The sequence below is a fragment of the Breznakia sp. PFB1-19 genome (assembly GCF_029893935.1).
GTDB classification, from domain to species: Bacteria; Bacillota_I; Bacilli_A; order Erysipelotrichales; family Erysipelotrichaceae; genus Breznakia; species Breznakia blatticola.
Map to the genome: position 1 here is coordinate 23,950 of NZ_JARXXJ010000004.1, position 25,878 is coordinate 49,827.

Sequence of the window (25,878 nt, forward strand, 5' to 3'; positions counted from 1 at the left end):
TTACACCTCCTGTGCAAGTACAAATTTCAATAACTCGTCTATACGTTCCCTTTGTTTAGATAGATACAAGTATCCCCACAAGGCTTCAAAACCTGTTGAAAATCGATACGTCATCATATCTGCATTCTTGGCACGCGAGTGAATATTTGTATTGCGTCCTCTTTTTACGATCGCTTGTTCTTCTGTTGTTAGTAGTTCTTGTTCAAGCATCGCTTGTAAAAACTTTGCTTGTGCAACTGCACTTACATACTTCACGCTTTCTTTTTGTAAATCATTGGGTCTTTGTAACCCCTTCTCTACCAAATACTCACGTATTTGTAAACTATATAAAGCATCTCCAATATATGCTAAGGTAGTTCCATTTAACCCTTGCAATTCCATTAGAGAATTCCCTTTTCTTGTAGTTGTTGACGATAGTTATCAGCAACATCAAAGTCTTTATTTGCTTTTGCTTCATTCCATTTTTGGTATAAGTGTTTATCTTCATCACTCAATACGATAGGTGCAATTTCAATCCCTAATACATACAGCATTTTTTGAATCGTTTCAATGTAGTTTGCCACCACATCAACATCAATTTCTCTTTGACGTAAGTTTTGATTAAAACGCTTTACTGTATCAAATAGTGACATAAATGCATTCTCTGTATTTAAATCATCTTGCATTGCTTCAATAAATGGTCCAAATTCTGCATCTATTACTTCACCTTTGCTACTTGCACCGGCAAGTGATAATTTCACATATGCTTGCTTTAATGGATTGCTTACTTTATCAAGCTCTTTTCTTGCAGTATCAATGGTTTCTTCTGAGATGTTCAGTGGTGCACGATAGTGTGCAGATAATAGTACCCAACGCACAAGATTTCCGCCAAGTTTTTCAATGAAATCGCGAGCCCAAATTACATTTCCTAGAGATTTTGACATCTTTTCACCATCGATGTTTACCATTCCATTATGTACCCAGTAATTGGCAAGTCCACTATGATCATGTGCACAGCTTTGCGCCATTTCATTTTCATGATGTGGGAATTTTAAATCCATTCCCCCGCCATGGATATCAATTGGGGTTCCACCAAATTCATTGGAAATCATAACCACACATTCCGTATGCCATCCTGGACGTCCTTGTCCCCATGGTGAATCCCATTTGATTCCTTTATCCGTTTGTTTCCACAATGTAAAATCTAATGGACTTTCCTTCTTATCATTTTCATCGATTCTTGCCCCAACGACCAAGTCTTCAATTTTTTGACCAGACAGTTTTCCATAGGCATCTACTTTATTTACGCGAAAATATACATCGCCATCAATTTCATAGGCAAAACCTGTGTCAACTAAATCCTTAATAAAGGCAATAATCGCATCCATCGTTTCGGTTACTCGAGGTGTTGCATCAGGTAAGTTTGCATGTAGTGCTGCACGGTCTGCATTATATGCATCAATGTAGCGTTCACTAATAATATCTTCATTTACACCTTCTTCTTGTGCCTTGTTGATGATTTTATCATCTACGTCCGTAAAGTTACTTACATACTTTACTTCATAGCCACTTGCTTCAAAGGTTTTCTTTAAAGTATCAAAAATTACAATTGGTCTTGCATTTCCAATATGTGGATAATTATAAACCGTTGGTCCACATGCATACATGGAAACCTTTCCTTCCACAATTGGTTTAAATTCTTCAATCTTGTTATGTAATGAGTTATATAGTTTCATAGCTTCCTCCAAAAAATAAAAAAACCATCATAGAGGCGAAAAGTCGCGGTTCCACTCTACTTGGTTCTCATTGCTTGATAACGTCAAGGATACGGTTCATCTAGAAGTTGCATCTGCACAGTCACGTCAAACTTTTTCACCAACCAAGTTCTCGCTATACACGTTTTCTATGTTCTTTTCTTCATCATGGATGTTCTTGCACATTATACTCATAAACACCTACTTTTATCAACAAAAGTAACAGTTTTTTATTATTTTTAAATCCTTATTTGCACAGTGTTGCTACTAACCCTCCATTTAATCGCATTTTTTAGAGTAATAGTATCAAAAAGTAAGTTTTTTGGTGGAATTTAATGACATATCAATGACTAGTTTTACTTTTTCAAGATGATTCTCTGGTGGGTTCATCTTGAATACAAATAGATTAATATATCCTTGTAATATAACTATTATTCACTAAAGTAAATACTTTTGGTTAATTTCTAACCGCCTTAATTGCATTTATTTTAGCAACACTGTGCAAATAGGGATTATTATTTTTTATCATTTCCCGGGTTATAATGCAGGTCGACGTTTTCCTTTCATCTCAGTAACGGTTAGTTTAAATACTCTTGTAAAAGAAACAACCTTTTCATTGATTGGAAAATCTGGTTCACGATAATGATCTAGAATAATTTGTAGTCCTTTCATTTTCTTATCGAAATCTGTATCATCGATAATTTCTATTTTCCCAGTTCCTACTACACTTTCATATGCCATTGTGCAGTTACCGTGTTCATGATCATACATCAACTCATGCTTTCCATCCATTTCAAACCCTACATTTGGATTTGCTTGCATCAGTTCATATTTTCTACCTTCCAAAGCACCATGAAAATATAAAACAAGTTGGCCACCTTCCTCAGTAAAACCAAAGTTAAATGGCAGTATATATGGATACTCTTCATCAAAGAATGCAACTCGACATACATCACTATTTTTTATTACTTGTAATACTTCATTTCGATCTTTAATCTCTCTATTTGCTTTTCGCATCTTGCACCTCATTTTTCTATATTATAATACACTGCTTGTCATTCTAACATCCCCCTTGTTATAAATCGTGCTACTATAGATATATGAACATTCAAATCATTCAAGCGAAAAGTGCATTACATAAATTGAAGCCAGGACGGCTTCCTTTTCCTTATGACTTAAATATTTATCGAGGATGCATGCATAAGTGTATATATTGTTATGCACTCTACTCGCACAAATACATGGAATCTGATGATTATTATGAAACCATCTTTGTAAAAGAAAATATTGCTGAAGTTTTGGATAAAGAACTATCCAAGATCAAAGAAAAAGGCACTATTAACTTAGGTGGTGTATGCGACAGCTATCAACCACTTGAAAAGAAATTTGAATTGATGCGCGACGTATTAGCCGTTTTAATCAAACATAAGTGGCCTACAAATATTTCAACGAAGTCTGCACTCATCTTACGTGATTTAGATTTGTGGAAACAGTTATCAGAAGTTGCATCAGTTAATATTGCATTTACTGTGACAACAACAAATGATGATATTGCAAAACAGATAGAAAGCGGTGCAAGTAGTTCAACAAGTCGATTAGAAGCAGCATCTATAATAAAAAAAGAAACCAGTGCGACTGTTGGTATTCACTTAATGCCAATCATTCCATACATTACAGATCACAAAGAAAGTTTGCACACATTGTATAAATTTGCTTATGATCATGACTTTGACTATATTATGCCAGGGATGATGTATTTGCGTGGACAAACACGTAAAGTATTTTTCCAGAATATTCGCCAAACCCATCCACATCTTTATGATAAACTCAATCGTATGTATCAAGATAGAGAGTATAAAAACGAATACCGCACCCATCTCTACAAATACATTGGACAACTACAAAAACAATATCCACTCACTTATGCTGCAAAGAACACACATAAACAAGAAAAACTATTTTAATCATTAACGAATAACAATTATGATATTCACATATATACAATAGAAAGGTGACTACATGAAAGAAACAAACCAATGTTATACATATTTTTCAATTTGCGGAGATTTTAACCCAGATACGATCACAGATATATTACAATTAGAACCAAGCAAAAGAAGAGATAGAAATGAACTCCGAAAAGATGGTCATCCTTTTGGATTTTCATTATGGGAGTATGGTCGCGTTAATGAATACAACATTAACAATGAAGATCAATTGCTCACAACTATTAAAGATTTAATCCCCAAAACTGATATACTAAAAGAAATTCATGAAAAGTATGACGTTACTCTCTACTTAGAAATCGTTCCCATTCTTTACCCTGATGAAATTACACCATCATTCACCTTAGGAAAAGAAATCATAGATTTTTGCCATATTACTGGTACTTGTATTGATATGGATTTATACATTAACGAGAAAGATAAAATATAAAACACAAGCCGGATAAATATAACCGGCTTTTTCTATACACTTTTCAGTTTACTTAAGCAAGAAAAAAGCCCACCTAAGTGAGCTTTCTGAAATTATTTGCTTAATTCAGCGAAGTATTTAATTGTTCTTACCATTTGGCTAGTGTAAGAGTTTTCGTTGTCATACCAAGCAACTGTTTGAACTTGTGTAGTTCCGTTATCCATTGGGATAACCATTGTTTGTGTAGCATCGAAGATTGATCCGAAAGTAGATCCTACGATGTCTGAAGATACAAGTTGGTCTTCAGTGTATCCGAATGAATCGTTAGCTGCTGCTTTCATAGCTGCGTTGATTGAATCAACTGTAACGTCTCCATCAACTACTGATACTAAGATTGTACTTGATCCAGTTGGAACTGGAACACGTTGTGCTGAACCGATTAATTTTCCGTTTAATTCAGGAATTACTAATCCGATTGCTTTTGCAGCTCCTGTTGAGTTAGGAACAATGTTTACTGCTGCTGCACGAGCACGACGTAAGTCACCTTTACGGTGAGGTCCATCTAATAACATTTGGTCTCCAGTGTAAGCGTGAATTGTTGACATAATTCCAGCTTTAATTGAAGCAAGTTTGTTTAATGTGTCTGCCATTGGAGCAAGACAGTTAGTTGTACATGAAGCAGCTGAGATAATTGTGTCTTCTGCTGTTAATACACCTTCGTTAACTCCGAATACTACTGTTGGTAAGTCGTTTCCAGCTGGTGCTGAAATAACAACTTTTTTAGCTCCTGCAGTAATGTGAGCTTCTGCTTTAGCTTTTGAAGTGTAGAATCCAGTACATTCTAATACTACGTCTACATCTAAATCACCCCAAGGTAATTTTGAAGCGTCAGCTTCTGCGTAAATTTTAATTTCTTTTCCGTCAACTGTGATTGAACCTTCACCAGCTTCTACTTTACTAGCTAATGCGTAAGTTCCTTGTGCTGAGTCATATTTTAATAAATGCGCTAACATTTTAGGATCTGTTAAATCGTTAATTGCTACGACTTCATATCCTTCTGCACCAAACATTTGTCTGAATGCTAGACGTCCAATACGTCCAAAACCATTAATTGCAACTTTTACTGCCATGTTAAAAGTCCTCCTTCGTTTTACCTAACCATTATATGATTAACAAATGTTAATGTCAATTAACATCACCCGAAAAATTCAACTTTTGTGAAAATTTTAACTTTCGCGGAATCATGCATGAAATAAAGGTTTATGTAATACATCACACAAATTTATTATAGACAATTTTTTTATTTATTAATGTACATGACTTCTCACTTTGACATTCAATTCACATGCACCTTTAGATATATCCTCTAGTTACTTCTTTGCATCTAATTACTGTGAACTTATCATCCTTATTCATTCATACACAACAATTAATGCAGGTAGCTCAAAAATGTCTTTTACATCCTTATATATATAAACTAGCAAACGATTTTGACCGTTTGCTAGTTTTTTATTATTTATTATTTGAATAATTTATCGATATCTTCTGCTGCGATATCAGGCACACGTCTAATCTCTAATTCTACGCCTAATTCTTGCATCTTTTTAAATGCTTCTACATCTGCATCATCAACTGCTACAGAAGTGGCAACCTGACGTTTTCCATCAGCCATATGCATATTTCCAATATTCACCTTTTTAATTGGAACTCCACCTTCAACAAGTTTTAATACATCTTGAGGTGTTTCACAGATAATTGCAATTTTTTGTGCATCACTTGCACGATCGATAATATCGATTGTTTTTTGAATGGTAAAGTACCGTGTTTGTGCATATGCTGGTGCTGCCATATTCATCAACCCTTGACGAAACTCATCTCCAGCTACTGCATCATTTGCGACCAATAACAAGTTAGCTCCTACTACACCAGTCCACTGTGTTGCAACTTGTCCGTGAATCAAGCGATTATCGATTCTTGTTAGTACTATATTTGGCATAATTTATTTCCTCCTTGGTAGCCTCTCTCTATTTACTACCTTTTCTTCTAGTATACGCTACTTCCAAAGTTTTGCACATTTTTTAATCTATTTTTTGAATATCTATTTGGCACATTCACTACAATGAAAAATACTAGCATATCTACGTAAAACAACAAAAAGTGCCGTATGAACGACACTTTCCTTAGAACAGAGAGAGTTCCAATATTTTAGTTATGCCAAGGTACGTCGATAAGTGTTTGATAGTCACCTGACCAAATACCAACAGCACATCCTACAATACCGATTACTAATAGTAATGCGATACATTTAACAGCACTCCAGTTTTTCTTTTTAATCAAGAAGAAACACATTAAAGTTAATGCTAATGGAATTAATGCTGGTAAGATACCATTTAATAGTGCTTGAATATCGATATAGTTAGCAACTTCAGCACCAGTTTCATCAATTATTGTACCATTTGGAATCATCATTCCTAATGATGTTGCTCCGTAGTTACAAGTTAATGCACCAACTACGAATACTCCAAGCATAGATGCAGCACGAGTAAATTCTTTTGCATTTTTTGTTAATGTAGTAACTGCTTTTGTTCCTAAAGAATAAGACCAGTTCATTAACCAGAAACGTAATCCCATTTGTACTCCGAAAGTAATTACAAAGTATAAGATAGGTCCAACAAGACTTCCATCGATTGCCATGTTAGCTGTAATACCAGCTGTAATTGGAACTAATGTAAACCAGAATAATGCATCCCCGATTCCACCTAATGGTCCCATTGCTGCAACACGTACTGAACGGATTGTAGCAATATCAGCTTTTTGTTGTTCTAATGATAGAACGATACCCATAACGAATGTTACTAAGAATGGGTGAGTGTTAAAGAACTCAAGGTTGTGTTCCATTGAAGCACTTAAGTCTTCTTTATCAGTGTGGATTTTTTCCAATCCTGGAAGAATACCCCATAACCAACCTGCAGCTTGCATTCTTTCATAGTTGAATGAAGCTTGAAGATTTAGAGAACGCCAAACCATTTTGTTCATCGTTTTTTTGTCTAAAGCTTGAGCAGGAGTAGTATTTTTATAAACAGTTGCATTAGATGCCATCAGTCATACCTCCATTTCCACTTCCAGCATTCTCTTTCATACGAATGCTAGTGTTAAAGTCGTAAAGTGCAATTGCAAGACCAATAAATGCTACTAGTAGCAATGTTGCTCCAGCTGTTGCTTCAACATTTCCTAAAACTGCTGCTGCAGCGAATCCAGCAAAGTAGATTCCCCATAGGTCGTTTGATAACATGATTTTTAATAGAGTCGCGAACCCTACATAACGCATCATTCCACCAGCTGCTCCTAATCCTCCCATAATCCATGAGAAGTTTTCAGAGAAATCAGCTAAAGGTTTTTGCATAGCAGATCCACCAATGTAAGCAACTACAGCCATAGCTGCAAATAATGATCCTAGAATACACATTGAAGTTAAGTTAACTGCTGTGATTCCTTTAGGGTTAGCATCTTCAGCTGCTTTATCAGCTTTTGACATTAATCCTGACATAATTGTGAATGTTAATGTTACTGCGTATTGTCCGAACACTGCGAAAATTACAGATGTTCCTAATGCAGTGTCAATGTCCATGTTTGCTTTTACAGTAAACACCATCGCTACTACACCACCAAGTACGGCGTTTGGTGGTTGTGCCCCACCAACTGGCATGTTTCCAACCATCATTAACTCGTAAGTACCACCAACAATTAATCCAGTATTTAAGTCTCCTAAAACAAGACCAATAATAGGACAAGCAATAATTGGACGGTAGATTAACTCAGTTAGTGAGAATTGGTCAATCGCAAAAATAAATGTTACGACTGCTAATAAAACAATTTGAATTATTTCCATCGTTTTTCTCCTTTTTTAAATAAATTTACTTGAATAATTTTGCAAGATCTTCAGCTGCAATGTCAGGAACACGTCTGATTTCTAACTCAACACCTAGTTCTTGCATTTTTTTGAATGCTGCAACATCTGCATCATCAACTGCAACTGATGTAGCAACTTGACGTTTTCCATCAGCCATGTGCATGTTTCCAATGTTCACTTTTTTAATTGGAACTCCACCTTCAACAAGTTTTAGTACATCTTGAGGTGTTTCACAGATAATTGCAATTTTTTGTGCATCACTTGCTTTTCCGATCACATCGATCGTTTTTTGAATTGTGAAGTAACGTGTTTGTGCATATGCAGGTGCAGCCATATCCATAAGTCCTTGACGGAACTCATCAGCAGCCACCGCATCATTTGCAACTAACAATAAGTTAGCTCCTACAACTCCGGCCCATTGCGTAGCAACTTGACCATGAATCAGACGGTTGTCGATTCTAGTTAAAACAATATTTGGCATATACTCTCTCTCCTTCTGTAGTGCAAATCGAGACAGGCTTCACTACACTTTCATTTTAATACACAAAGGGTAAAAGTATTTGCACTTATTATTAATGAGTTTGCATTTTTTATTAAAATTGTGTGAATCACATAATATATTGTTGTTTTTACAACAATATAAGCGTTTTCAAAGATAAATACTTATGTGATAGTATTTTCTTGTAATTTTCTATCATTTCATTTTTGCGTTCATTAATTTGTGTGATACACTAAAAAGACAAGGGAGGACTATACGCTATGTTTAAAAAAACAACAAGTTATATCTTTCAAAAATATGGAGAGATTTTCCAAGACTTCTCACAAGGCAGTTCTATACTCTCCCCAGGTAAAAAGATAAAGAAAATCTCAAACAAGAGCGTTGATTTTTTGTATTATAGTGAAAGTGACACATACTTACGTGTTAACGAAGGAATTGTTTTACTTTTAGTACAAAGCAGTGATGACAGTGCAATTGAGAAATTTGTCATTCACCGTGTCGTACGATTAGAACCTGGTGTCCGTTTTAATTTCATTAGTATTACAAGTTCAGCGAAACTTGAAATATCAACAACTGGGAATTACACGCGTAATCGAGTAAAATTAGAAGAGCCAATTCAATATATGCCAATTCGTCCTCGTATTTTCGTGGAGGAAGTGCTTGCCTGTTATTACCAAGTGCGAAACACAAGTTACTCATTTGCAGGAGAATCTACTAATCACTGGGAACTAACCTTTATTGATAATGGAGAACTGCAAACACGTGTAGAAGATCAAGATTTTGAACTTGGTCAATATGATCTAATGTTTTATATGCCAAACCAATTTCATAACCAATACACAAAAGCAGACCAAACATGCTCCTATTTAACAGTTATGTTTGATATGAGTTGTGACAATGAACACGTAGACAGTCTTAACCAACGCGTATTTAAAGCAAATCGCGAAATACTTGATACGATTAACCTCTTCGTTAAAACAAGCGAAGGTGATGAACCTTATCAAAGAGAATTACTTGTCTCATACCTTGAACAAATCTTAATTCGTTTGATGTACTTTGATTACATTGATGACTTACCAGTTAAAACAAGCCCAATGCAGCAAAAATTTGAAAATGAATTATTAAATGAGATTTTAATACACATCAATGACAATATCTACTCAGTAATCACAATTGAAAATCTATGTAGTGAATTTAATATATCACGCAGTAGTCTACAACAATTATTCAAGACCAACTTAAACACTGCACCAAAACAATACATTTCCGATTTGAAACTCAATCGATCAAAACAGTTAATCAAGGAATCAAAATATACAATATCTGAAATTTCAAACATTCTAGGATTTGCATCAATTCATTACTTTTCAAGAAAGTTCAAACAACAATTTGGAATCACACCAAGTGACTATGCCAAAACAATCTATAATTAAAAGCAGCTCAATAATCGAGCTGCTTTTATATTGGTGATGTTGTTTACACACATTGTTAGTTCAAAAAAACGGACCTGCTAAAGTCCGTCTTGTATCAATTAAATTCCGTCTGTTGGTTCTACTTGAGCCGCTGGTTTTTTAATTTCAAACTTTACAATTTGATCTTTACCAGTATTAATTGCCATATCTACTAATGCATGAACATCTTCAATCATAGTTCTTGCCATTGTTAATTCAGCAATCATTGGTAAGTTTGTTCCACCTAAAACATATACATCTTTGTATCCTTGTGCAAGTGTAGCAGCCACTTTAAATGGTGAACCACCTGGAAGGTCACTTAACACGATGATTCCTTCACATTCTTTTAAGCGGTCGAATGCTTCGCGTAATTCATCTTCTAAGATTTCTGGTGTTTTTTCTGCTGTAAAATCCACAAATTCATAGTTTGCTGGTTCTCCAGCAATTAAGTTTACTGAGCTTGTAAGCCCTGACCCGAAATTTCCGTGTCCTGTTACTACTAATCCGATCATAATTTTTCTCCTTTTATTTCTTTACATATGGGTAGATTGTTACCCCTTTTACTACACGGTTCACTTCACCTGTTGGACATGGATTGTCTGGTGTTTTTTCAAGTGAAAGGCTTTTGTAGTATGCAATTAATTGAGCCATAGTTATGTATTCAAGTCCTAAGAATACATTTTCTAATTTTTCCTTGTTGTCAAAACTGTAGAAGTAATCTACAAGTTCTTCAGCTTGTTCATCTTCACTTGATGAAATCGCAAGAATTTTATTACCTTTGCGTTGTGGACTCATTTCTTTAAGAATATCAATCTCATACTGACGTGTATAAGCATCGTCACTTAAGTATACAACTGTAAGTGTTTCTGGGTCAATAATCGATTTTGGTCCATGACGGAAACCAAGTGGTGTGTCGTACATAGTAACAACTTCACCAGCTGTTAATTCTAGCATTTTTAATGCTGATTCTTGCGCAACACCTTTGTTTGTATTACTTCCTAAATATACAATACGTTTGAAATCAAATCCACTGACTAACATTTCAGGGAATGTGTATTGTTCATTCACTAATTCATCTACACCTGCAACAATTGCATCCACACGGTTTTTCATTTCTTCTAAGTTATCTAAGTTAAAACTTAATACCGTAGCCAAATACATGTTTGAGAAACTTGAAGTCATCGCAAAACTTTGGTCATGCGTTTCTGGTGTTAAGTTAATTGCATAACAGTTGTCTTTACCTTTTGCAAATTCTGATAATGCACCTTCATGGTTACATGTAATAAATAGGTGGTAAATGTTTTCACAAACCACGTTTGCAACTTCAACTGCTGCTACAGATTCAGGAGAGTTTCCTGAACGTCCATACGAAATAAGTAAGGTTGGTTTCGTACGTGATAGGTAGTTTTCTGGGCAAGCAACAATGTCCGTTGTTGCATAAGAACGTGCCTTATTGTTTAGTTTTGTGTTTAAGTATGAGAATACTGCATTCCCAACAAATTCACTTGTTCCAGCACCAGTTAAGATAACATCAAAGTCATCTTGTGTGATTACCTTATTGATAAATGCTTGGATCGCATCTTTTTCACTTTCTACTTGCGCTAACGTTTTTTTCCACGTTTCTGGTTGTTGGTGAATTTCACTTGCCGTCCAAAACGCATTTTCTTTTTTCAATTCATCTATTGATACGTTATAAATCATTTTAATACCTCCGCTCAATTGAATTATAACTCTCTTGCACTATAATTCAATAAATACGCCTTGATTTGTTAATTTGTGCAAATGATTTGCTAATTTATTATGGATATTACACAATGAAGACTATATAATAAACTCTAGAGGTGAAATATATTATGGCTAAAGAAATCGTTTTAAACGGAAGAAATATATACTATGATAAACACAACCGTGCAATTTACTACAACAAGCGAACAAAAACTGGATACATCATCCCTAACGAATTAACCTCTCGTTACCAAGCATTAAGCTATCGTTATACGATTGGACTAATTGCATTTGTATTCTGTCAGTCTTTATTTAATTTTAATATTTGGATGTCCTTACTTGTTGCTGTAGGTGGTTATGGATATATGGAATGGAACTATCGAAAATTCTTATCTCGAACTACTCAAATTAAGAGTTTCAATCCAAGTAATGCTCGACCATCAGTAAGTGAAGCTAAGAACATCGATACAGGTGGACTAATTCTACGTGTATGTTTGTACATCGCACTATCTATTTTATTAATTATTAATGTCTTTTTAGGCAAGTATTTAGAAACAAATATCCTTATTGCAATCGCTTCATTTGTGATTTCAGCACTTAGTGGATACATGGCAGTACGATATATACTTGCATTAGTTAAGAAATAAGGAGAAGACTCATGACTTTTATCATTATCGCAATTGTTGTCGTTGCATTATCAACGATTATTATACAAGTACTAAAACGTAAACAATTCAAAAAAATGCTAACACTTTTACAAGCTGGAGATTTTAAATCATTCGAAGAACTTGTAGATGCACCACTGTCAAGATATTTGTATCCACAATTCAATCTTGATTACTTGCGTTTGAATGCTTACGTGATTCAAAATGACGAAAAGAAAATTGAAGCAACCTTACAAAAACTGTTAAGTTACAAAATTTCAAGAAAACAAAAAGAAGATTTGTATATGAAGACATTTAATTACTATGTAGGTGTTGAAAAACCAGGAAAAGCTAAAGAAGCTTTAGATTTAGTTAAAACACTTGATCATCCGGCAATGGAAGCTGAGGCACAACGTATTTATGATATCTTTATGATGAAAAAATCAAACTACATTGATGAAATGTTAGAACAATACGAAATGCAAGATAGCACAGCAAAAGGTGTTACTGCTTACTTATTATCGGTGCAATACGATAACAAAGGTGAGAAAATAAACGCTAAAAAATATGCGGATATCTCTAAAGATTTAATGAAAGAAGATATTAAATAACGAATAAAAGCTTGGCTCTATGATTGAGTCAAGCTTTTTTGTGCTAGTATCTAATGTTCTTATGCTGTTTGCTCTTCATTTTCTTCGTCATCTTTTTTACGTTTCCATAAAATAAAGAGTAAGAAGAATAATCCAAATAATGTAAGTAAAAGTGCACCCATTAAAATATATGCGCTAGTATTCCATTCTTTATGATCGTCAGATAGAGTTAGCATATCTTTATTTGTATTGGCAGTTTTTGATTTGTGATGTTGATCGTTATTTGTGTTTTTGACTTCATCTTTTGTCACACCCTGTTGATTTTCAACTTGATTATTTTGAGTTGATGCTTGTTCTACATTTTTTGTTTCTTGTGCCGCATTCACATTTGTACTTGATTCATTAGTACTAGGTATTAATCCATCTACATCACCACTCGTTCCTAGTTCTGGAGATGTAGGTGTCATTATATTTGTTTCCTCACTAGGTGAAGGATTTTTTTCTTTTGGCTCCATCATTAGTTCTTCTTTTTGTTCTACTTTGATAGTAGCAACTTCACTTGTTACTTGACTAATTTGATCATCAAGCGTATTTGTTACTACCACATAATATGATGTAGAACCAATGGATGTTATATCAGGTGTGAAGGTATGAGATGTTACAGTATCTATCAAGTTATCTTCTAGATTTTCACTTGTTTTCTCATACCACTGATATGTTAATTTCCCACCATCTTCTACACTTGCTTGTACATGTAAAGCAAGCGGTGTTTCACCTTGTTTGTATGTGCTATTTTCTGGATGTTTGTGAATAATTGGTATTGCTGCTGGTTGAACAACCATAATTCTTGCTGCATCACTTATAGTATGCCTTGCTTCCCCTTTACGTGTATTTGTAATCTTAACCCAATAATAGTAGATTCCCTTTTCATCCGTCTTTGGCAGATATCCATCTGCAGTTGCATTTGCAATCAATATTGCATCATCAAAGTTTTTTGTTTTCGATACATACCATTGATAATTTAGCATTCCACCATCAGAGATTTCAACATCTACAAATAAGTGCTCCGCTGTACCATTTACAAAATATCTTGCACCTTGTGGTTGCTGATGAATTGTTGGTACTTTTGGTTCATCAATAACTGTAATTGTCGCAACGTTACTTATCAAACTTGCAGTAGTACCATTTAATGTGTTTGTTACTGTTACGTAATAATTTCGTATTGATTCTTTGTCGATATTTGGCGAATATGTAGGTTTTGTTGCACCTGCAATTGCCTTTCCATTAGTCAAGTTTGGACTAGCACTTTCATACCACTGATAACTTAGTGTTCCATTAGTTGTAGTTGCATTCACTTCTAAAAAAGCTACATCAGTATTAGTTAAAAACTTTGCATTTTCAGGTTGTTTGTTTATCACTGGTTTCTTTGCTTTTTCAACAACTTCGATTTGTGCAGCATCACTTGTTACTTCTGCTGTTGTATCTAATACTGTATTCGTTATCTTTACATAGTAATATGTCGTTTTAATATCCTTTGTACTTGGTGTATAGACTGCTTGATTAGCCCCTTCGATTGCTGTTGCTTTCGAAGTATCTCTAACATCACTTTGATACCATTGATAACTTAATGTACCCGCATCTGATTTGCTTACTTTCACAGTAAGCGTTTGTGCTGATTCACCTTCAACATAGCAAGCATCTTTGGGATGACTTGTGATTGTTGGAACTACAGCTGGTTTGATGACTTCAATGTCTGAAATTTCACTAGTTACTTCTCTAGAAATCCCATGATTCGTATTTGTAATCACAACATAATAATATAAATGTCCTATCGCGTTTGTACTTGGTCTATAGGAACTACTTGTAGCATTCATAATTGCAGTTGCACCAACACTATCTTTACTCTTATTTTGATACCATTGATACGTTATCACACCATCTTGTTTTGTCGACGCAACTACTTGTAGTGGTTGTGATTTTTCATTTTGTCTATAAATCTTTGATTTTGGTTGCTCTGTAATCGTTGGTTTTTCGGTTGGCTCAACTACTTGAATTTCAACTTTCTTACTCTCTGTTGATTTCGTTGTTCCATAGCGTGTATTCGTAACCACAACACTATACGCTTTTTTTCCTATCGTTTTTATTGATGGTTTGTACGTTTTGCTTGTCGCCCCTTGAATTGGTTGCTTTTTATCACCATCTGTTGACTCGAATTCGTACCACTGATAACTTAAAGCCCCACCATCTTCTACCTTTGCATCAACATTCAATACATTTATTTGTTGATGCATTTCATAAATCGCATCTTTTGGCTGTACTTCGATGATTGGTTTTTGTGCTGCAGGTACGACTTCAACTTTTACAATTTTACTTCGTTGTGCTGCATATCCTTTTCCCAAATGGTTTGAAACCATTACATTATAATACGTTTCCCCAATTTCACTTGTGTCAGGAGTAATAAAATCCATTGTCTCACCAATCATTTCAACATCATTTGCTGTTGTTCTTGCTGTATTTTTGTACCACTGATAAGTTAGAGTTCCCCCATCAAACACTGTAGCAATTACTTGTAACGGATCTGCTTTAGCCCCTTGTCCATATATTACTTCTTTGGGTTGCTCCACAATAATTGGTTTTTGTGCTTTACTACTTAATGTCACAGAAACGCGTTCGCTTTCTATTGATGCAACTGTAGAATTCAATTCATTTGTAATCACAACTGAATAGTATTTTATACCTAGTGGTTGAGTAAGCGGAACATATCTTGCTTGTGTTGCATTTAAAATTTTAGTTCCTTTTCCTCCAGCGCTATGGTCATGTTGATACCATTGATATGTCAAAGCTCCGCCATCTATTGACTTTGCTTGCACTTCAAGTGCTCCACTAATTTTATCTTCAATAAATTTAAGATTTCTAGGTTGTTGCGTAATACTAGGAGCTTGTGCTTTTGCAAGAACATCCACCTTTGCAGTTTTACTTACAACTGTTTTTACACTTGTTTTCCATGTATTACTTACTTGTACATAGTAGTAAGTGGAACCCACATCTGTTGTATTTGGAAGATATGTAGATTGTATTGCTTCATCAATCAAAATTCCTCCTGATGTACTATTTTTTGTATTTTTATACCATTGATATGTTAGATTTCCATCATCAGTATTTTCTGCTATCACTTCAAGTTTAACTGCATTTTGCCCCTCAAGATATGCCGTAGATATCGGTTGCTTTGTAATGTTGGGAATTTCAGCCTCACAAACATTTACTTCAACGATATCACTGGTAACACTCTTTTTTTGACCATCTTGTTCATTCGATACGATTACATAATAATATAGATTACCTAATGAAGTCGTTGGCACCTCAAAATAGTTATCTTTTCCTTCATGTATTTTTGTAGCACCATCTATACTTTTTTTCGTATTTGAAAACCATGTATATGTTAATGTTCCTCCCCCAAGAACACTAGCTGTCACATCTAGTTTATGATTTGTCTCACCTTTGGCTAACTTTGCACCTACTGGTTGCTTTGTAATAACTGGAGTTGGTGTTACTTTTTTAACCACAATTTTTGCAGGCACACTATTCACCGTAGCAGTGGTATTATCAAAACCAGTATTTCTTACTACTACGTAGTAATATTTTGTTCCTACCTCACTTGTGCTTGGAATATAACTACTATTTGTAGCACCTGTGATTTTAGTTCCTTGTGTATTGCCATTGCTATTTGTCACAAACCATTGATACGATAATGTACCATCATCAATCGCTTTGGCTTTTACACTTAATGCATTAGCAGCCTCATTTTGAATATATGTTGAGTCTACTGGTTGCATTTCAATCACTGGAGTTTTTGCAACATCATGCACCCTAATTGCGACTGCTTTACTTAATCCTATGTATGGCACAAAGGCACCATCATAAACCATAGTCCCTAACATTACACGATAATATTTTGTCCCAACCTCATTAACGGGAGGTGTATATGTTGCTTGATCTGCACCTTCAATTTTCTTCCACCCGTCAACTGTTGGTTTATCATTTACTGACCAGGAATATGTAAAAGTTGAACTTGGTTTTCCTTCAACATGACCTGAAACTCGCAAAGGTGCAACCTTTTTACTATTGATAATATATTCTGCACCTGTAGGTTCTTCATCAATCGTAATCACAAATTGATTTCCACTCGATCGAGTTACAATATGGCTCTCATTATTCTCATTTTTTTCAGTTTGCTCGTCATCGTACTCTATTTTTACATATTGTTCTTGCTTCATAAGAACTTTATTATCTTTTGATAGTTGTACAAAAGTCACATTTATACATAGTAATCCAACAACAGTTACCAACAATGCATAATTTAAGAACTTTATTTTTATCTTTTTCATTCTATTCATTCCGTTTGCTCCTTCTCTTTTTTTGCACACATACGCATGTTAAATCCCCATATGTTAGATGTGTATTTTGTATCATACAAATTACACAAGCGACATTATATATGATGTAATTATGATTATCAACTAATAATATGAAATAATTTATATATCATGATTTGAAAGAAAGAAAAGAAAAAGACCCACCTCTGATTCTAATGAATCAGTAGATGAGTCAATTACAGATTTTATTTTGCGTCTCCATCTTTTACATGAAGTTTACCACGACAGTATGTATCCACAACATCGTAGTTAGGATCTAGTACAACTAAGTCCGCATCATGTCCAGTACAGATTTTACCTTTACGGTCATCAATACCTAGTGCACGTGCTGGGTTTAATGTACAAGAGTTTAGTGCATAGTCAAATGGAATAAGTGCTTCTTCGACTAGCAATTTAAGTCCGTGGTTTACATGCAATGTTGAACCAGCTAAACTTTTTACACCTTCAATTAAGTGTGCACTTCCATCAGGATAGATTTCAATTTCATGTCCACCAAACATGTGGTGTGATCCAATTGGACAACCTTTTGCCATTAATGCATCCGTAATCATAATCATGTGGTCACGTCCTTTTGCCATAAATAAATCATTTACCGCATTTAGATTACTGTGGTTTCCATCACAAATACATTCACCATATACATCACGCATACGCATAGCTGCACCAACCAATCCTGGATTACGGTGGTGGAATGGAGACATTCCATTAAATACGTGCGTCATTGATTTTGCCCCATGAGCAACACCCATAACTGCTTGTTCGTATGTTGCACCTGAGTGTCCCATACTTACCATTACACCATTTTGACTTGCATACTCTGTAAGTTTGAAGTCATCATCGTGTTCTGTTGCCATTGTCATAATTTTAATATGACCTTTCGCGGCTTTTTGGAATTCTTTAAATTCGTCTACATTTGGTTTACGAATATGTTCAGGCGGTTGTGCACCTTTATATTGCATATCTAGGAATGGACCTTCAAAGTGAATCCCCATAATTTCTGCACCTTCATAATCGCCTTTTTCCATTACATTTGCAACGTTTTCACATGCTTCACTAAGTACTTCTTTACTTTGTGTAATCGTTGTTGGATATAAGGCAGTAACACCTTCACCTGGAATGTGTTTTACCCAGTTTAATAAACCTTCTGGTTGCGCATCATTTGTATCAAATGAATATGCACCATGACAGTGAATATCGATAAATCCTGGGACAATACGGTTTTCACCATAGTCTTTATCAACAGTTTTTTCACCATAATCGTAGATACCAACAATTTTGTCGTTTTCTACGTCGATTTGTGCAGGGATAAATTGTCCTGCAATCCAAACCTTTTTACTTTGAATTATCATTAGGCATTCCTCCATCTTTGTACTTGCATTATACATCTTTCTAGACGAAAACGAACGATAAATGCTTATCTTTTTTGATAATAAGTTTATCTTTTTTGTTTTCTTGTCTATATTTCATCTACTTTAGAAAATGAGTTCCTCAAAAAGAGAAACTCATACCATTAGAATATTTCTTTTTGGTGTGTTGCGAATAAGTATTCGTCAATACAGTTAATTACACGATCTCTTACAAGTTCTTCTGGATCATTTGTAAGGAATCCTTCACGTACTTTTGTATATTGAATTGGCATAAATTGACTTAATAAGTTTAAAGGAACTCCATCCTTCATGTTTTTCATAAGTAAATCAATTGCACCTACAACTTCTGCATTTTGCATGTAGTAACGGGAACGGTCTGAGAATGAGAATTTACGTTTGATACGAATTTCATTTTCATTACCTGTGTAGTATTTTTGCCAACGACTTGGATCTTCTAACATAACTTTATCTAACACTTCAATAAAGTGACTTTGCATTTCTGGACGATCTGCATAGATTTCTTTTTCTGCATATGCTAAAGCAAATAGTGCTTCTCTAGCCATGAACGTTAAACCAGGTCCAACTTTTAAGATTCCAACTCCATCTTCGATTAATTCACGAAGTTTGTATTTTGTTTGATAGTCACTAGAGTGTCCTTCAAATACTAAGGTTGGATATTCTTTAATTGAAGCCATTAAGTCTGCAGCTTTTGCACGATCATATTCTGTACATCCTGCATCTTTTTCTTCAATACCAGGTTGTACAACAAATCCAATTACATTGTCCCAAGCTTTTTCTAAACCTGCATTTTTAAATGCATCTTCAAATAATGCTTCTGTTGCTTTAAAGTCAGCAACACTTGTGACTTGCATACCTTCTCCATCACCTTGTACTCCACCAGGGATTGGTACTTCACTACCAACGATGTAAACTGGTTGGAATGCATCTGGGTGACTTTCCACGTATTCTGCATAAGCAGCTTCTGCCACTTTTGCTAGTCGTACTCCACGTTCTGCAATTTTTTCATCACTTAAGCGTGTATTTGGATCATCATCAGCAACTTTCATAGATGTATCAATGTGGATTTTTGTGAATCCTGCTAATACATATGCACGAACAAGATCTTCGGCATTTTTCATTGCTTCTTTTTCTGGTAAGTGTGCCCATGTTAGTGGTCCTAAATGGTCACCTCCCATGAACAATTTCTTCATATTGAAGTCATATGTTTTGGCAATGTCACATACGTAGTCCATAAATGCTTGTGGGTTCATTCCAGTATATCCACCAAATTGGTCAACTTGGTTTGCAGTACTTTCAATAAGCACACAAGAGTCATCTTCTTTTCCGCGTTTTAAGACCGCTTCGACGACATATTTATTTGCACTACAACATGAGTAAATTCCTACAGCGTTTCCTTCTTTCTGTAGTTTAACAATTTGTTTTAAAGGGTTTTGATTCATAATGATTCCTCCATCAATTGCATTATATCACTCTTAGAAGATTATGCATGTATTGTACACAGAGTTTGTTAGTTAACATAAAAAATGTGCTAAAAAAGACAAACAAAGCTTTAAAAATGGACAAATCTTATGATGTAGCCGCTTCTACTTGTAAACTGCTTTTCTCACTTATACTTTGGTATGTATGAACAATCAAAAAAGCAACTAGAATAAATGTTACGAAATCCGCAATTGGCATAGAATATAAAATTCCATCCAAGCCAAAGAATCGTGGCAAGATCATGACAAGTCCAACTCCTAATACGATTTCACGAATTAGTGATAAAACCGTAGACATTAAGGATTTACCTAAAGATTGTAAGAAAATGAACATTCCTTTATTCACTGATGCAAAAATCAACATACTTAAATACATACGGAACGTTTTTATTCCAAAGGCTGTATAGTAGACACTTTCACTTTGCGCCCCAAAGATATTAAGTAGTGTATTTGGGAATAGTTCTACAACTAGTAAACCAATTGCTCCAACAATTGCTTCAATTTTCATTAAACTTACAAACATTTCTTTTACTCGATCTTTACGGTTTGCTCCTAAATTGTAACCAACAAGTGGAATACTTCCTGCTGCTAATCCAATCACAATCGACAAGACAATACCAAAGAACTTCATTACAATTCCAACAATTGCCATTGGAATATGTGCATACATCTCTTGTGAGAATATTGTATCAAGAGCACCATAGGTTTGAATCATATTATTGATTGCTGCAATAGATACCACGATTGATAATTGTGAGATGAAACTACAAAATCCAAGTTCTAGAATTGATTTTACATATTTTAGTTTTAAGATGAAATATGATTTTCTTAGTTCCAAACGTTGTAGCTTAAATAAGTAAATCACTGATAATGCAAAACTAAGAATTTGTCCAATTATTGTCGCAAGTGCTGCACCCATCATTCCCCAACGGAACACAAAGATAAAAATTGGATCCAAAATCACATTACATAAAGCTCCTGATAGTGTCGCAAACATTGCATATTTTGGATTTCCATCTGCACGAATAATTGGATTTAACGTTTGTCCTAACATGTAGAACGGTAAACCAATTGTGATGAAAAAGAAGTATTCATTTGATAATTCAAAAGTTTGCTCGTTAATTGCTCCCCCAAACATACGTACGATATCTTGTTGGAAAACTAAGTATAGTACCATCAAAGCAACACTTGCAATAAGTGATAATACAATTGCATTTCCTACACTAACACTCGCTGGTTTATGTTCTTTTTTTCCTAAGCGGATACTAATAAAAGCACATGCTCCATCTCCAATCATAACGGCAATAGCTAGTGCAATTATCGTTAATGGATATACTACGGTATTGGCAGCATTTCCAAAAGAACCTAAGTAATCTGCATTTGCGATAAAGATTTGGTCCACAATATTGTAAAGTGCCCCCACTAGTAAAGAAATAATACACGGAATCGTATATTTGCGCATTAATACGCTTGTTTTTTCAGTTGTCATATAATCATTTGTATTCATAAAAAAATCTCTCCCTCTATCCGTAAAAAAAACGTAAATCCACATCTGGACTTACGCTTTTGCTACTCGACGAAGGTTATACTACCACATATTTTTTTCATGTGTAAGCATTTTTTAACACTTTTCATCTAACAATACTGGTTTTTTTAATTTATAGAAGGCTTCATCGACACTTCGTATTTTTACATCGTATAGTTTTTCATACAACGGAACATTGTTGATGCGCGCCATTACGCACGAAGTTGTTCGTGGAACGACGTTTTTATAAATCTTTTCAATTCTTTCATTACTTGATACTTCAACGATAATATTCTCTTTATCTTGCAAAGAATAACGAAGCAGTTTACTCAGTGTATGTGAGTCTAAATAGATGACTTCATCTACTTCAATCACATCTCCTTTTTCATACGATACTGCATACCCTAACGGTTGATTTTCTTCATCATAGCACATACAAATGGCTCCACCATTTTTCTCAATCGCTTCAACATATCGTAAATAGTATTCACGATCTCGGATGTAGTAACAATCAAAACGTTTGGCAAACTCTTGATATAAATACACCATGACATCAATATCAACATGTGTAGAAATCCCTTTAAGATCTTTGATACGAATATCTTTTTGACTTAAATGCAGTTTTTTACGATACGAAACGGTACGAAAGCCATATTTCTCATAGATCTTTGGATTGTATGCTTCAATAAATGTCAGCAAGTAATTTTGTGAACACTCATCAAGAACATAGTGCATCAATTCACTCATCGCTCCTTGATTGCGATAATCGACATGGGTTGCAACACCAAAGATATAACTACATAAAAGTACTTTATCTTGAAAACGCAATGGATGTTCTTGAAAAGACATCGTTGCATAAATTCGTGTATCATTTTCTAAAAAGTAGGTTTTATTTCTACTGAATTGATCTTGAAAATATTGTTCGAAGAACACTTGATCTTTTGCTGGGTGATTTTGCACATTTAGCAGCAATAACTCTTCTTTTTCTTTCTCTGTTGCAATCTCAACCATTACTCTTCTTCCCTCTCTGTATACTCAACATCAATTACATCTGGATCAATACGTGATCCATTTGCTTGATCTCTTTCTTGTTCGTAATCATCACGTGAGTGATAATATGGATATTCTGCATCATTCATCATTTTACGAAGTTTATATCGGTAATACGCATATAAACAAATCCCCACGATTAGTAGAAGTACAACTAACCATGCAATAACTGGAATTAACCAAATAATAATTAAAACGGTTAAAATGGCAGCTAATATCTTTTTCAAACTTTCCATAAGTAACTCCTATCGTTTATAATCCTGGGCAATGTCACGTATCTTATTTAAGCGGTGACGAATTCCCGATTTTGAAATACTTTCATTATACTGTTCTTCATAGAACTGACATAACTCATTTAAATTTGCTTCTGGATGTTCTTTGCGTGTATATGCAACACGCTTCAATCCTTCTGGTAGATTTTCCAGTCCACCATAATTATCAATCCAGTCAATATCTTCCAATTGTTTTTGAGCTGCCTTAATTGTTTTTACTTCATTGGCAAGTTCACAATTATCAAGTCTTGTTAGTGAATTCATAAAATCTCTTTGAATTCGTGTATCTTCAAATGCAAATAAAGAACTACTTGCACCTACAATCTTTAGAAAATCACTTATCTTATCACTTGCTTTAATGTACACCATTTCATGATTTCTACGTTTTGTGACTTTCGCAGATAAATAGAAACGGTTCATTTGCTTTGCTAGATATTTTGCAAGTGCCGTATGTGTAGTAGATATTTCTAGATGATAGTTACTTTTAACTGGCGAGTTCACACTTCCGTTGGATAAAAAAGCTCCCGCTAAATATGCACGTACACAATCTTCATTTTTCACGATTTTCTTGCTTGGTGTTTCATTTAATCCTTCATCATTCATAATATCCAAATCTTTTAAAATCTCTAAGGCTTTGGTTTTAATACGAATCACATAGATATTGTTTTTCTTCAGTTTCATCTTTTTAATAATCGATAACTGTGTTTCAACTTGATACAATTCTTTGATGATTTGGTAAATGTATTTAGCAGTAGAGACATTTTCTGTTTGTGCACTAATCGACGTACCCTCACTAGTAAAATGAAGTGAAGCACTTAACTGCAAAAATGCACTTAATAGTGCTTTTTTACATTCGTCATTCCAGTCATAAAGGCATATTTCTTTTTTTACATCACTTGTGAAGGACACTTCATTCACTCCTAACTATTTCAATATTTCTTCAAACGCGCGTTTGATTTTCATACTATCATGACGAATCAAACCGTCGTCAAATTTCAACAAGTTGTATTTCACAACTTCGTATGGATGTTCATTTCCTGCTTGCCATATTGGATAACTATCTTGTTTGCGATAACGATCTAATGTTTCCTCATGCAAGATATTATTGTGGGTAACCACCGTATCAATGATCCCCTTATAGGTATGCTTTTCTAATGCTTCAACATGATCTTCCATCGTAAAGTGATCGGTTTCTCCAGGTTGACTCATCGCATTACAAAAGTAAATCGTTTTTGCTTTACTCGATTTTAAAGCGGAGATAATTTCTGGAATAATGATGTTTGGTAAAATACTTGTATACAAACTTCCAATTCCAAAAATAATGTAATCTGCATTGGTTATGGCTGACACCGCACGCTTTGTGGCATACACTTTTTCATCATAATATACTTTATCAATACGGTTATGAAACTTTGGTATGTTGCTTTCTCCTGCAACCTTTGTTCCATCTTCCATAATAGCCATCAGTGTCACGATTTGGGTTGTTGATGGGACAATCTCCCCTTTCACCCGTAAGACACGTGAGAACGTTTGAATCGCTTCTAAAAAGTTCCCACTAATTTGCGTTAAAGCCGTAAGAAGTAAGTTACCTAAGTTATGCCCAGAAAGATCCCCTTTCCCGTCAAAGCGAAAATCCATCAGTGAAGATAGAAGTGTTTCACTTTCTGCTAAAGCAATCATAACGTTACGAATATCTCCCATCGCTGGGATTTGATATGCATCACGTAAACGTCCAGTACTTCCTCCATCATCAGCTACTGTCACAATCGTTGTCAATTTTATATTTTCAATATCTTTGATTCCGCGTAAGATAACAGACTGTCCTGTCCCTCCTCCAATTACAACAACATTTTTCATTTAGTCCACCTTTTTATCTCGATGTCCCTTGTGACATTTATAGCGATTGCGATAATGATCAAATAAGTAATTCACAAGTGTTACACTACGGTGTTGTCCACCGGTACAACCTATCGTTACTGTTAAGTGATTTTTCCCTTCGTTTTTATACTGTTCAAACGAGTAATCCAAAAACGGTAATAAGTGCGTAAGATACTCTTTTGTTTCTTCTTTTTCCATGACAAAGTCATAGACATCTTTGTCATCTCCGGTTTGATTTCGCATACTTTCAATCCAATATGGATTTGGTAAGAATCTGACATCAAACATTAAATCGGCATCTAAAGGAACCCCATTTTTATAACCGAAGGAAACAAATGAAATAACAAAACTATTTTTCGCGTCAATGGCAAGGCGTGATTCTAACATCTCACGTAATGCTTTAATTGATAGTTTTGTCGTGTCAATATGAATGACTTTACGATAGTTAATATCGTTAAACAAGTCACGCTCAGCTTCAATTGCTTCTTCTAATGTATTTGCTTTTCCACTGACAATAAGTGGATGATTACGTCTTGTGAATTTATAGCGTTTTAGTAGTTCTTCATTGCTTGCATCTAAATAAACAACACGTACATTTTTATCGCGTCCTTCAAAATAAGAAAGGAACTTTTGATAATCTTGTGCACTTGTCGCAAATGCAATATTTTGATATCGCGGATCATGTTCATCACTAATAATCTTTCCTAGTTCATCTAAGAGTTGCACAGGAAACATATCGATACAGTGATATCCCATATCTTCTAGTACACCAATAGCACTTGTTTTTCCTGCACCAGACATCCCAGTGACTAAGATAATATTCTGCTTTTTCATTACTTCCATAACACCCACCACCTTGCAAATATTATAGCATAAGTATACGCAAA

At 34.7% G+C, this 25,878-nt stretch carries 24 protein-coding genes; 5 read left to right on the forward strand and 19 right to left on the reverse strand.

Annotation, left to right across the window (positions count from 1 at the left end; translation table 11 throughout):
• The 3 genes from M2098_RS03160 to M2098_RS03170 all read right to left on the reverse strand — a co-directional run bounded on the left by M2098_RS03160 (position 1) and on the right by M2098_RS03170 (position 2,750).
• A complete protein-coding gene (locus M2098_RS03160; protein WP_280681640.1) occupies positions 1-381 on the reverse strand; it encodes a ribonuclease III domain-containing protein in 381 nt (126 codons plus the stop codon).
• A complete protein-coding gene (cysS, locus tag M2098_RS03165; protein WP_280681642.1) occupies positions 381-1,715 on the reverse strand; it encodes a cysteine--tRNA ligase in 1,335 nt (444 codons plus the stop codon). Before cysS ends, M2098_RS03160 begins: the two co-directional genes overlap by 1 nt.
• A 555-nt stretch (positions 1,716-2,270) precedes the next feature.
• Positions 2,271-2,750: a pyridoxamine 5'-phosphate oxidase family protein gene (locus M2098_RS03170; protein ID WP_280681644.1), complete on the reverse strand. Its 480-nt coding sequence runs from the start codon at positions 2,748-2,750 to the stop codon at positions 2,271-2,273.
• Positions 2,751-2,833: 83 nt separating this feature from the next.
• Here M2098_RS03170 and M2098_RS03175 point away from each other — a divergent pair, with 83 nt between their 5' ends.
• Together M2098_RS03175 and M2098_RS03180 are read left to right on the forward strand one after the other, a co-directional pair.
• Complete coding sequence (locus M2098_RS03175) at positions 2,834-3,697, forward strand: radical SAM protein (RefSeq protein WP_280681646.1); 864 nt, start codon at positions 2,834-2,836, stop codon at positions 3,695-3,697.
• Positions 3,698-3,752: 55 nt separating this feature from the next.
• Entirely contained in the window at positions 3,753-4,169 is a 417-nt protein-coding gene (locus tag M2098_RS03180; protein WP_280681648.1) for a DUF4279 domain-containing protein, read from the forward strand.
• Positions 4,170-4,261: 92 nt separating this feature from the next.
• Here the strand turns inward: M2098_RS03180 and gap are convergent, their stop codons facing one another.
• From gap to agaV (M2098_RS03205), 5 genes are all read right to left on the reverse strand, one after another.
• On the reverse strand, positions 4,262-5,278 hold the full coding sequence (gene gap / locus M2098_RS03185; RefSeq protein ID WP_280681650.1) for a type I glyceraldehyde-3-phosphate dehydrogenase: 1,017 nt from the start codon (positions 5,276-5,278) through the stop codon (positions 4,262-4,264).
• Between the two features lie 389 nt (positions 5,279-5,667).
• Entirely contained in the window at positions 5,668-6,144 is a 477-nt protein-coding gene (gene agaV, locus M2098_RS03190; RefSeq protein ID WP_280681652.1) for a PTS N-acetylgalactosamine transporter subunit IIB, read from the reverse strand.
• 209 nt (positions 6,145-6,353) lie between these two features.
• Entirely contained in the window at positions 6,354-7,247 is an 894-nt protein-coding gene (locus M2098_RS03195; protein ID WP_280681654.1) for a PTS system mannose/fructose/sorbose family transporter subunit IID, read from the reverse strand.
• Positions 7,237-8,037 carry a PTS sugar transporter subunit IIC gene (locus tag M2098_RS03200; RefSeq protein WP_280681656.1) on the reverse strand — a complete coding sequence of 267 codons (801 nt, stop codon included), beginning with the start codon at positions 8,035-8,037 and terminating at the stop codon, positions 7,237-7,239. Before M2098_RS03200 ends, M2098_RS03195 begins: the two co-directional genes overlap by 11 nt.
• A gap of 25 nt (positions 8,038-8,062) precedes the next feature.
• Positions 8,063-8,539, reverse strand: a complete 477-nt coding sequence (gene agaV / locus M2098_RS03205) for a PTS N-acetylgalactosamine transporter subunit IIB (protein WP_280681658.1) — start codon at positions 8,537-8,539, stop codon at positions 8,063-8,065.
• A gap of 278 nt (positions 8,540-8,817) precedes the next feature.
• Between agaV (M2098_RS03205) and M2098_RS03210 the strand changes: the two genes are divergently transcribed.
• Positions 8,818-9,990, forward strand: coding sequence for a helix-turn-helix transcriptional regulator (locus tag M2098_RS03210; RefSeq protein WP_280681660.1), 1,173 nt, complete (start codon positions 8,818-8,820; stop codon positions 9,988-9,990).
• 98 nt (positions 9,991-10,088) lie between these two features.
• Here M2098_RS03210 and agaF read toward each other — a convergent pair whose 3' ends face one another.
• Both agaF and M2098_RS03220 read right to left on the reverse strand, forming a co-directional pair.
• Complete coding sequence (gene agaF / locus M2098_RS03215) at positions 10,089-10,520, reverse strand: PTS galactosamine/N-acetylgalactosamine transporter subunit IIA (protein ID WP_280681662.1); 432 nt, start codon at positions 10,518-10,520, stop codon at positions 10,089-10,091.
• A 13-nt stretch (positions 10,521-10,533) separates the two neighbouring features.
• Positions 10,534-11,709 carry an SIS domain-containing protein gene (locus M2098_RS03220; RefSeq protein ID WP_280681664.1) on the reverse strand — a complete coding sequence of 392 codons (1,176 nt, stop codon included), beginning with the start codon at positions 11,707-11,709 and terminating at the stop codon, positions 10,534-10,536.
• 152 nt (positions 11,710-11,861) lie between these two features.
• Here M2098_RS03220 and M2098_RS03225 point away from each other — a divergent pair, with 152 nt between their 5' ends.
• Both M2098_RS03225 and M2098_RS03230 read left to right on the forward strand, forming a co-directional pair.
• On the forward strand, positions 11,862-12,380 hold the full coding sequence (locus M2098_RS03225; protein WP_280681666.1) for a hypothetical protein: 519 nt from the start codon (positions 11,862-11,864) through the stop codon (positions 12,378-12,380).
• A gap of 11 nt (positions 12,381-12,391) precedes the next feature.
• Positions 12,392-12,988 (forward strand): hypothetical protein, encoded by a 597-nt coding sequence (locus M2098_RS03230; RefSeq protein WP_280681668.1) that lies wholly within the window; start codon positions 12,392-12,394, stop codon positions 12,986-12,988.
• 59 nt (positions 12,989-13,047) lie between these two features.
• Here the strand turns inward: M2098_RS03230 and M2098_RS03235 are convergent, their stop codons facing one another.
• The 9 genes from M2098_RS03235 to rapZ all read right to left on the reverse strand — a co-directional run bounded on the left by M2098_RS03235 (position 13,048) and on the right by rapZ (position 25,825).
• Entirely contained in the window at positions 13,048-17,361 is a 4,314-nt protein-coding gene (locus M2098_RS03235; protein WP_280681669.1) for a hypothetical protein, read from the reverse strand.
• Between the two features lie 224 nt (positions 17,362-17,585).
• A complete protein-coding gene (gene nagA / locus M2098_RS03240; RefSeq protein WP_280681671.1) occupies positions 17,586-18,749 on the reverse strand; it encodes an N-acetylglucosamine-6-phosphate deacetylase in 1,164 nt (387 codons plus the stop codon).
• A gap of 161 nt (positions 18,750-18,910) precedes the next feature.
• Entirely contained in the window at positions 18,911-20,230 is a 1,320-nt protein-coding gene (locus M2098_RS03245) for a class II D-tagatose-bisphosphate aldolase, non-catalytic subunit (RefSeq protein ID WP_280681826.1), read from the reverse strand.
• A 124-nt stretch (positions 20,231-20,354) separates the two neighbouring features.
• Positions 20,355-21,773 (reverse strand): MATE family efflux transporter, encoded by a 1,419-nt coding sequence (locus M2098_RS03250; RefSeq protein ID WP_280681672.1) that lies wholly within the window; start codon positions 21,771-21,773, stop codon positions 20,355-20,357.
• Between the two features lie 114 nt (positions 21,774-21,887).
• Complete coding sequence (locus tag M2098_RS03255) at positions 21,888-22,802, reverse strand: GNAT family N-acetyltransferase (RefSeq protein WP_280681673.1); 915 nt, start codon at positions 22,800-22,802, stop codon at positions 21,888-21,890.
• The gene (locus M2098_RS03260; RefSeq protein ID WP_280681675.1) at positions 22,802-23,077 is read right to left on the reverse strand and encodes a hypothetical protein; all 276 of its coding nucleotides are present in this window, start codon (positions 23,075-23,077) and stop codon (positions 22,802-22,804) included. The genes M2098_RS03255 and M2098_RS03260 overlap by 1 nt, the downstream gene beginning before the upstream one ends.
• A 9-nt stretch (positions 23,078-23,086) precedes the next feature.
• A complete protein-coding gene (gene whiA / locus M2098_RS03265; protein WP_280681677.1) occupies positions 23,087-24,022 on the reverse strand; it encodes a DNA-binding protein WhiA in 936 nt (311 codons plus the stop codon).
• 15 nt (positions 24,023-24,037) lie between these two features.
• Positions 24,038-24,970: a uridine diphosphate-N-acetylglucosamine-binding protein YvcK gene (gene yvcK, locus M2098_RS03270; RefSeq protein ID WP_280681679.1), complete on the reverse strand. Its 933-nt coding sequence runs from the start codon at positions 24,968-24,970 to the stop codon at positions 24,038-24,040.
• Positions 24,971-25,825 (reverse strand): RNase adapter RapZ, encoded by an 855-nt coding sequence (gene rapZ / locus M2098_RS03275; RefSeq protein WP_134169158.1) that lies wholly within the window; start codon positions 25,823-25,825, stop codon positions 24,971-24,973. It lies immediately after the preceding gene.
• Between the last annotated feature and the right edge of the window lie 53 nt (positions 25,826-25,878).

Bases quoted from the DNA above. Each gene is read 5' to 3' on its own strand.
- M2098_RS03200 (WP_280681656.1), bottom strand. From the start codon at position 8,037: ATGGAAATAATTCAAATTGTTTTATTAGCAGTCGTAACATTTATTTTT.
- M2098_RS03160 (WP_280681640.1), bottom strand. From the start codon at position 381: ATGGAATTGCAAGGGTTAAATGGAACTACCTTAGCATATATTGGAGAT.
- M2098_RS03250 (WP_280681672.1), bottom strand. From the start codon at position 21,773: ATGAATACAAATGATTATATGACAACTGAAAAAACAAGCGTATTAATG.
- M2098_RS03225 (WP_280681666.1), top strand. From the start codon at position 11,862: ATGGCTAAAGAAATCGTTTTAAACGGAAGAAATATATACTATGATAAA.
- yvcK (WP_280681679.1), bottom strand. From the start codon at position 24,970: ATGAAAAATGTTGTTGTAATTGGAGGAGGGACAGGACAGTCTGTTATC.
- agaV (WP_280681658.1), bottom strand. From the start codon at position 8,539: ATGCCAAATATTGTTTTAACTAGAATCGACAACCGTCTGATTCATGGT.
- M2098_RS03210 (WP_280681660.1), top strand. From the start codon at position 8,818: ATGTTTAAAAAAACAACAAGTTATATCTTTCAAAAATATGGAGAGATT.
- M2098_RS03175 (WP_280681646.1), top strand. From the start codon at position 2,834: ATGAACATTCAAATCATTCAAGCGAAAAGTGCATTACATAAATTGAAG.
- M2098_RS03170 (WP_280681644.1), bottom strand. From the start codon at position 2,750: ATGCGAAAAGCAAATAGAGAGATTAAAGATCGAAATGAAGTATTACAA.
- nagA (WP_280681671.1), bottom strand. From the start codon at position 18,749: ATGATAATTCAAAGTAAAAAGGTTTGGATTGCAGGACAATTTATCCCT.
- cysS (WP_280681642.1), bottom strand. From the start codon at position 1,715: ATGAAACTATATAACTCATTACATAACAAGATTGAAGAATTTAAACCA.
- M2098_RS03235 (WP_280681669.1), bottom strand. From the start codon at position 17,361: ATGAATAGAATGAAAAAGATAAAAATAAAGTTCTTAAATTATGCATTG.
- agaV (WP_280681652.1), bottom strand. From the start codon at position 6,144: ATGCCAAATATAGTACTAACAAGAATCGATAATCGCTTGATTCACGGA.
- M2098_RS03255 (WP_280681673.1), bottom strand. From the start codon at position 22,802: ATGGTTGAGATTGCAACAGAGAAAGAAAAAGAAGAGTTATTGCTGCTA.
- M2098_RS03195 (WP_280681654.1), bottom strand. From the start codon at position 7,247: ATGGCATCTAATGCAACTGTTTATAAAAATACTACTCCTGCTCAAGCT.
- rapZ (WP_134169158.1), bottom strand. From the start codon at position 25,825: ATGAAAAAGCAGAATATTATCTTAGTCACTGGGATGTCTGGTGCAGGA.
- agaF (WP_280681662.1), bottom strand. From the start codon at position 10,520: ATGATCGGATTAGTAGTAACAGGACACGGAAATTTCGGGTCAGGGCTT.
- M2098_RS03260 (WP_280681675.1), bottom strand. From the start codon at position 23,077: ATGGAAAGTTTGAAAAAGATATTAGCTGCCATTTTAACCGTTTTAATT.
- M2098_RS03180 (WP_280681648.1), top strand. From the start codon at position 3,753: ATGAAAGAAACAAACCAATGTTATACATATTTTTCAATTTGCGGAGAT.
- gap (WP_280681650.1), bottom strand. From the start codon at position 5,278: ATGGCAGTAAAAGTTGCAATTAATGGTTTTGGACGTATTGGACGTCTA.
- M2098_RS03220 (WP_280681664.1), bottom strand. From the start codon at position 11,709: ATGATTTATAACGTATCAATAGATGAATTGAAAAAAGAAAATGCGTTT.
- M2098_RS03230 (WP_280681668.1), top strand. From the start codon at position 12,392: ATGACTTTTATCATTATCGCAATTGTTGTCGTTGCATTATCAACGATT.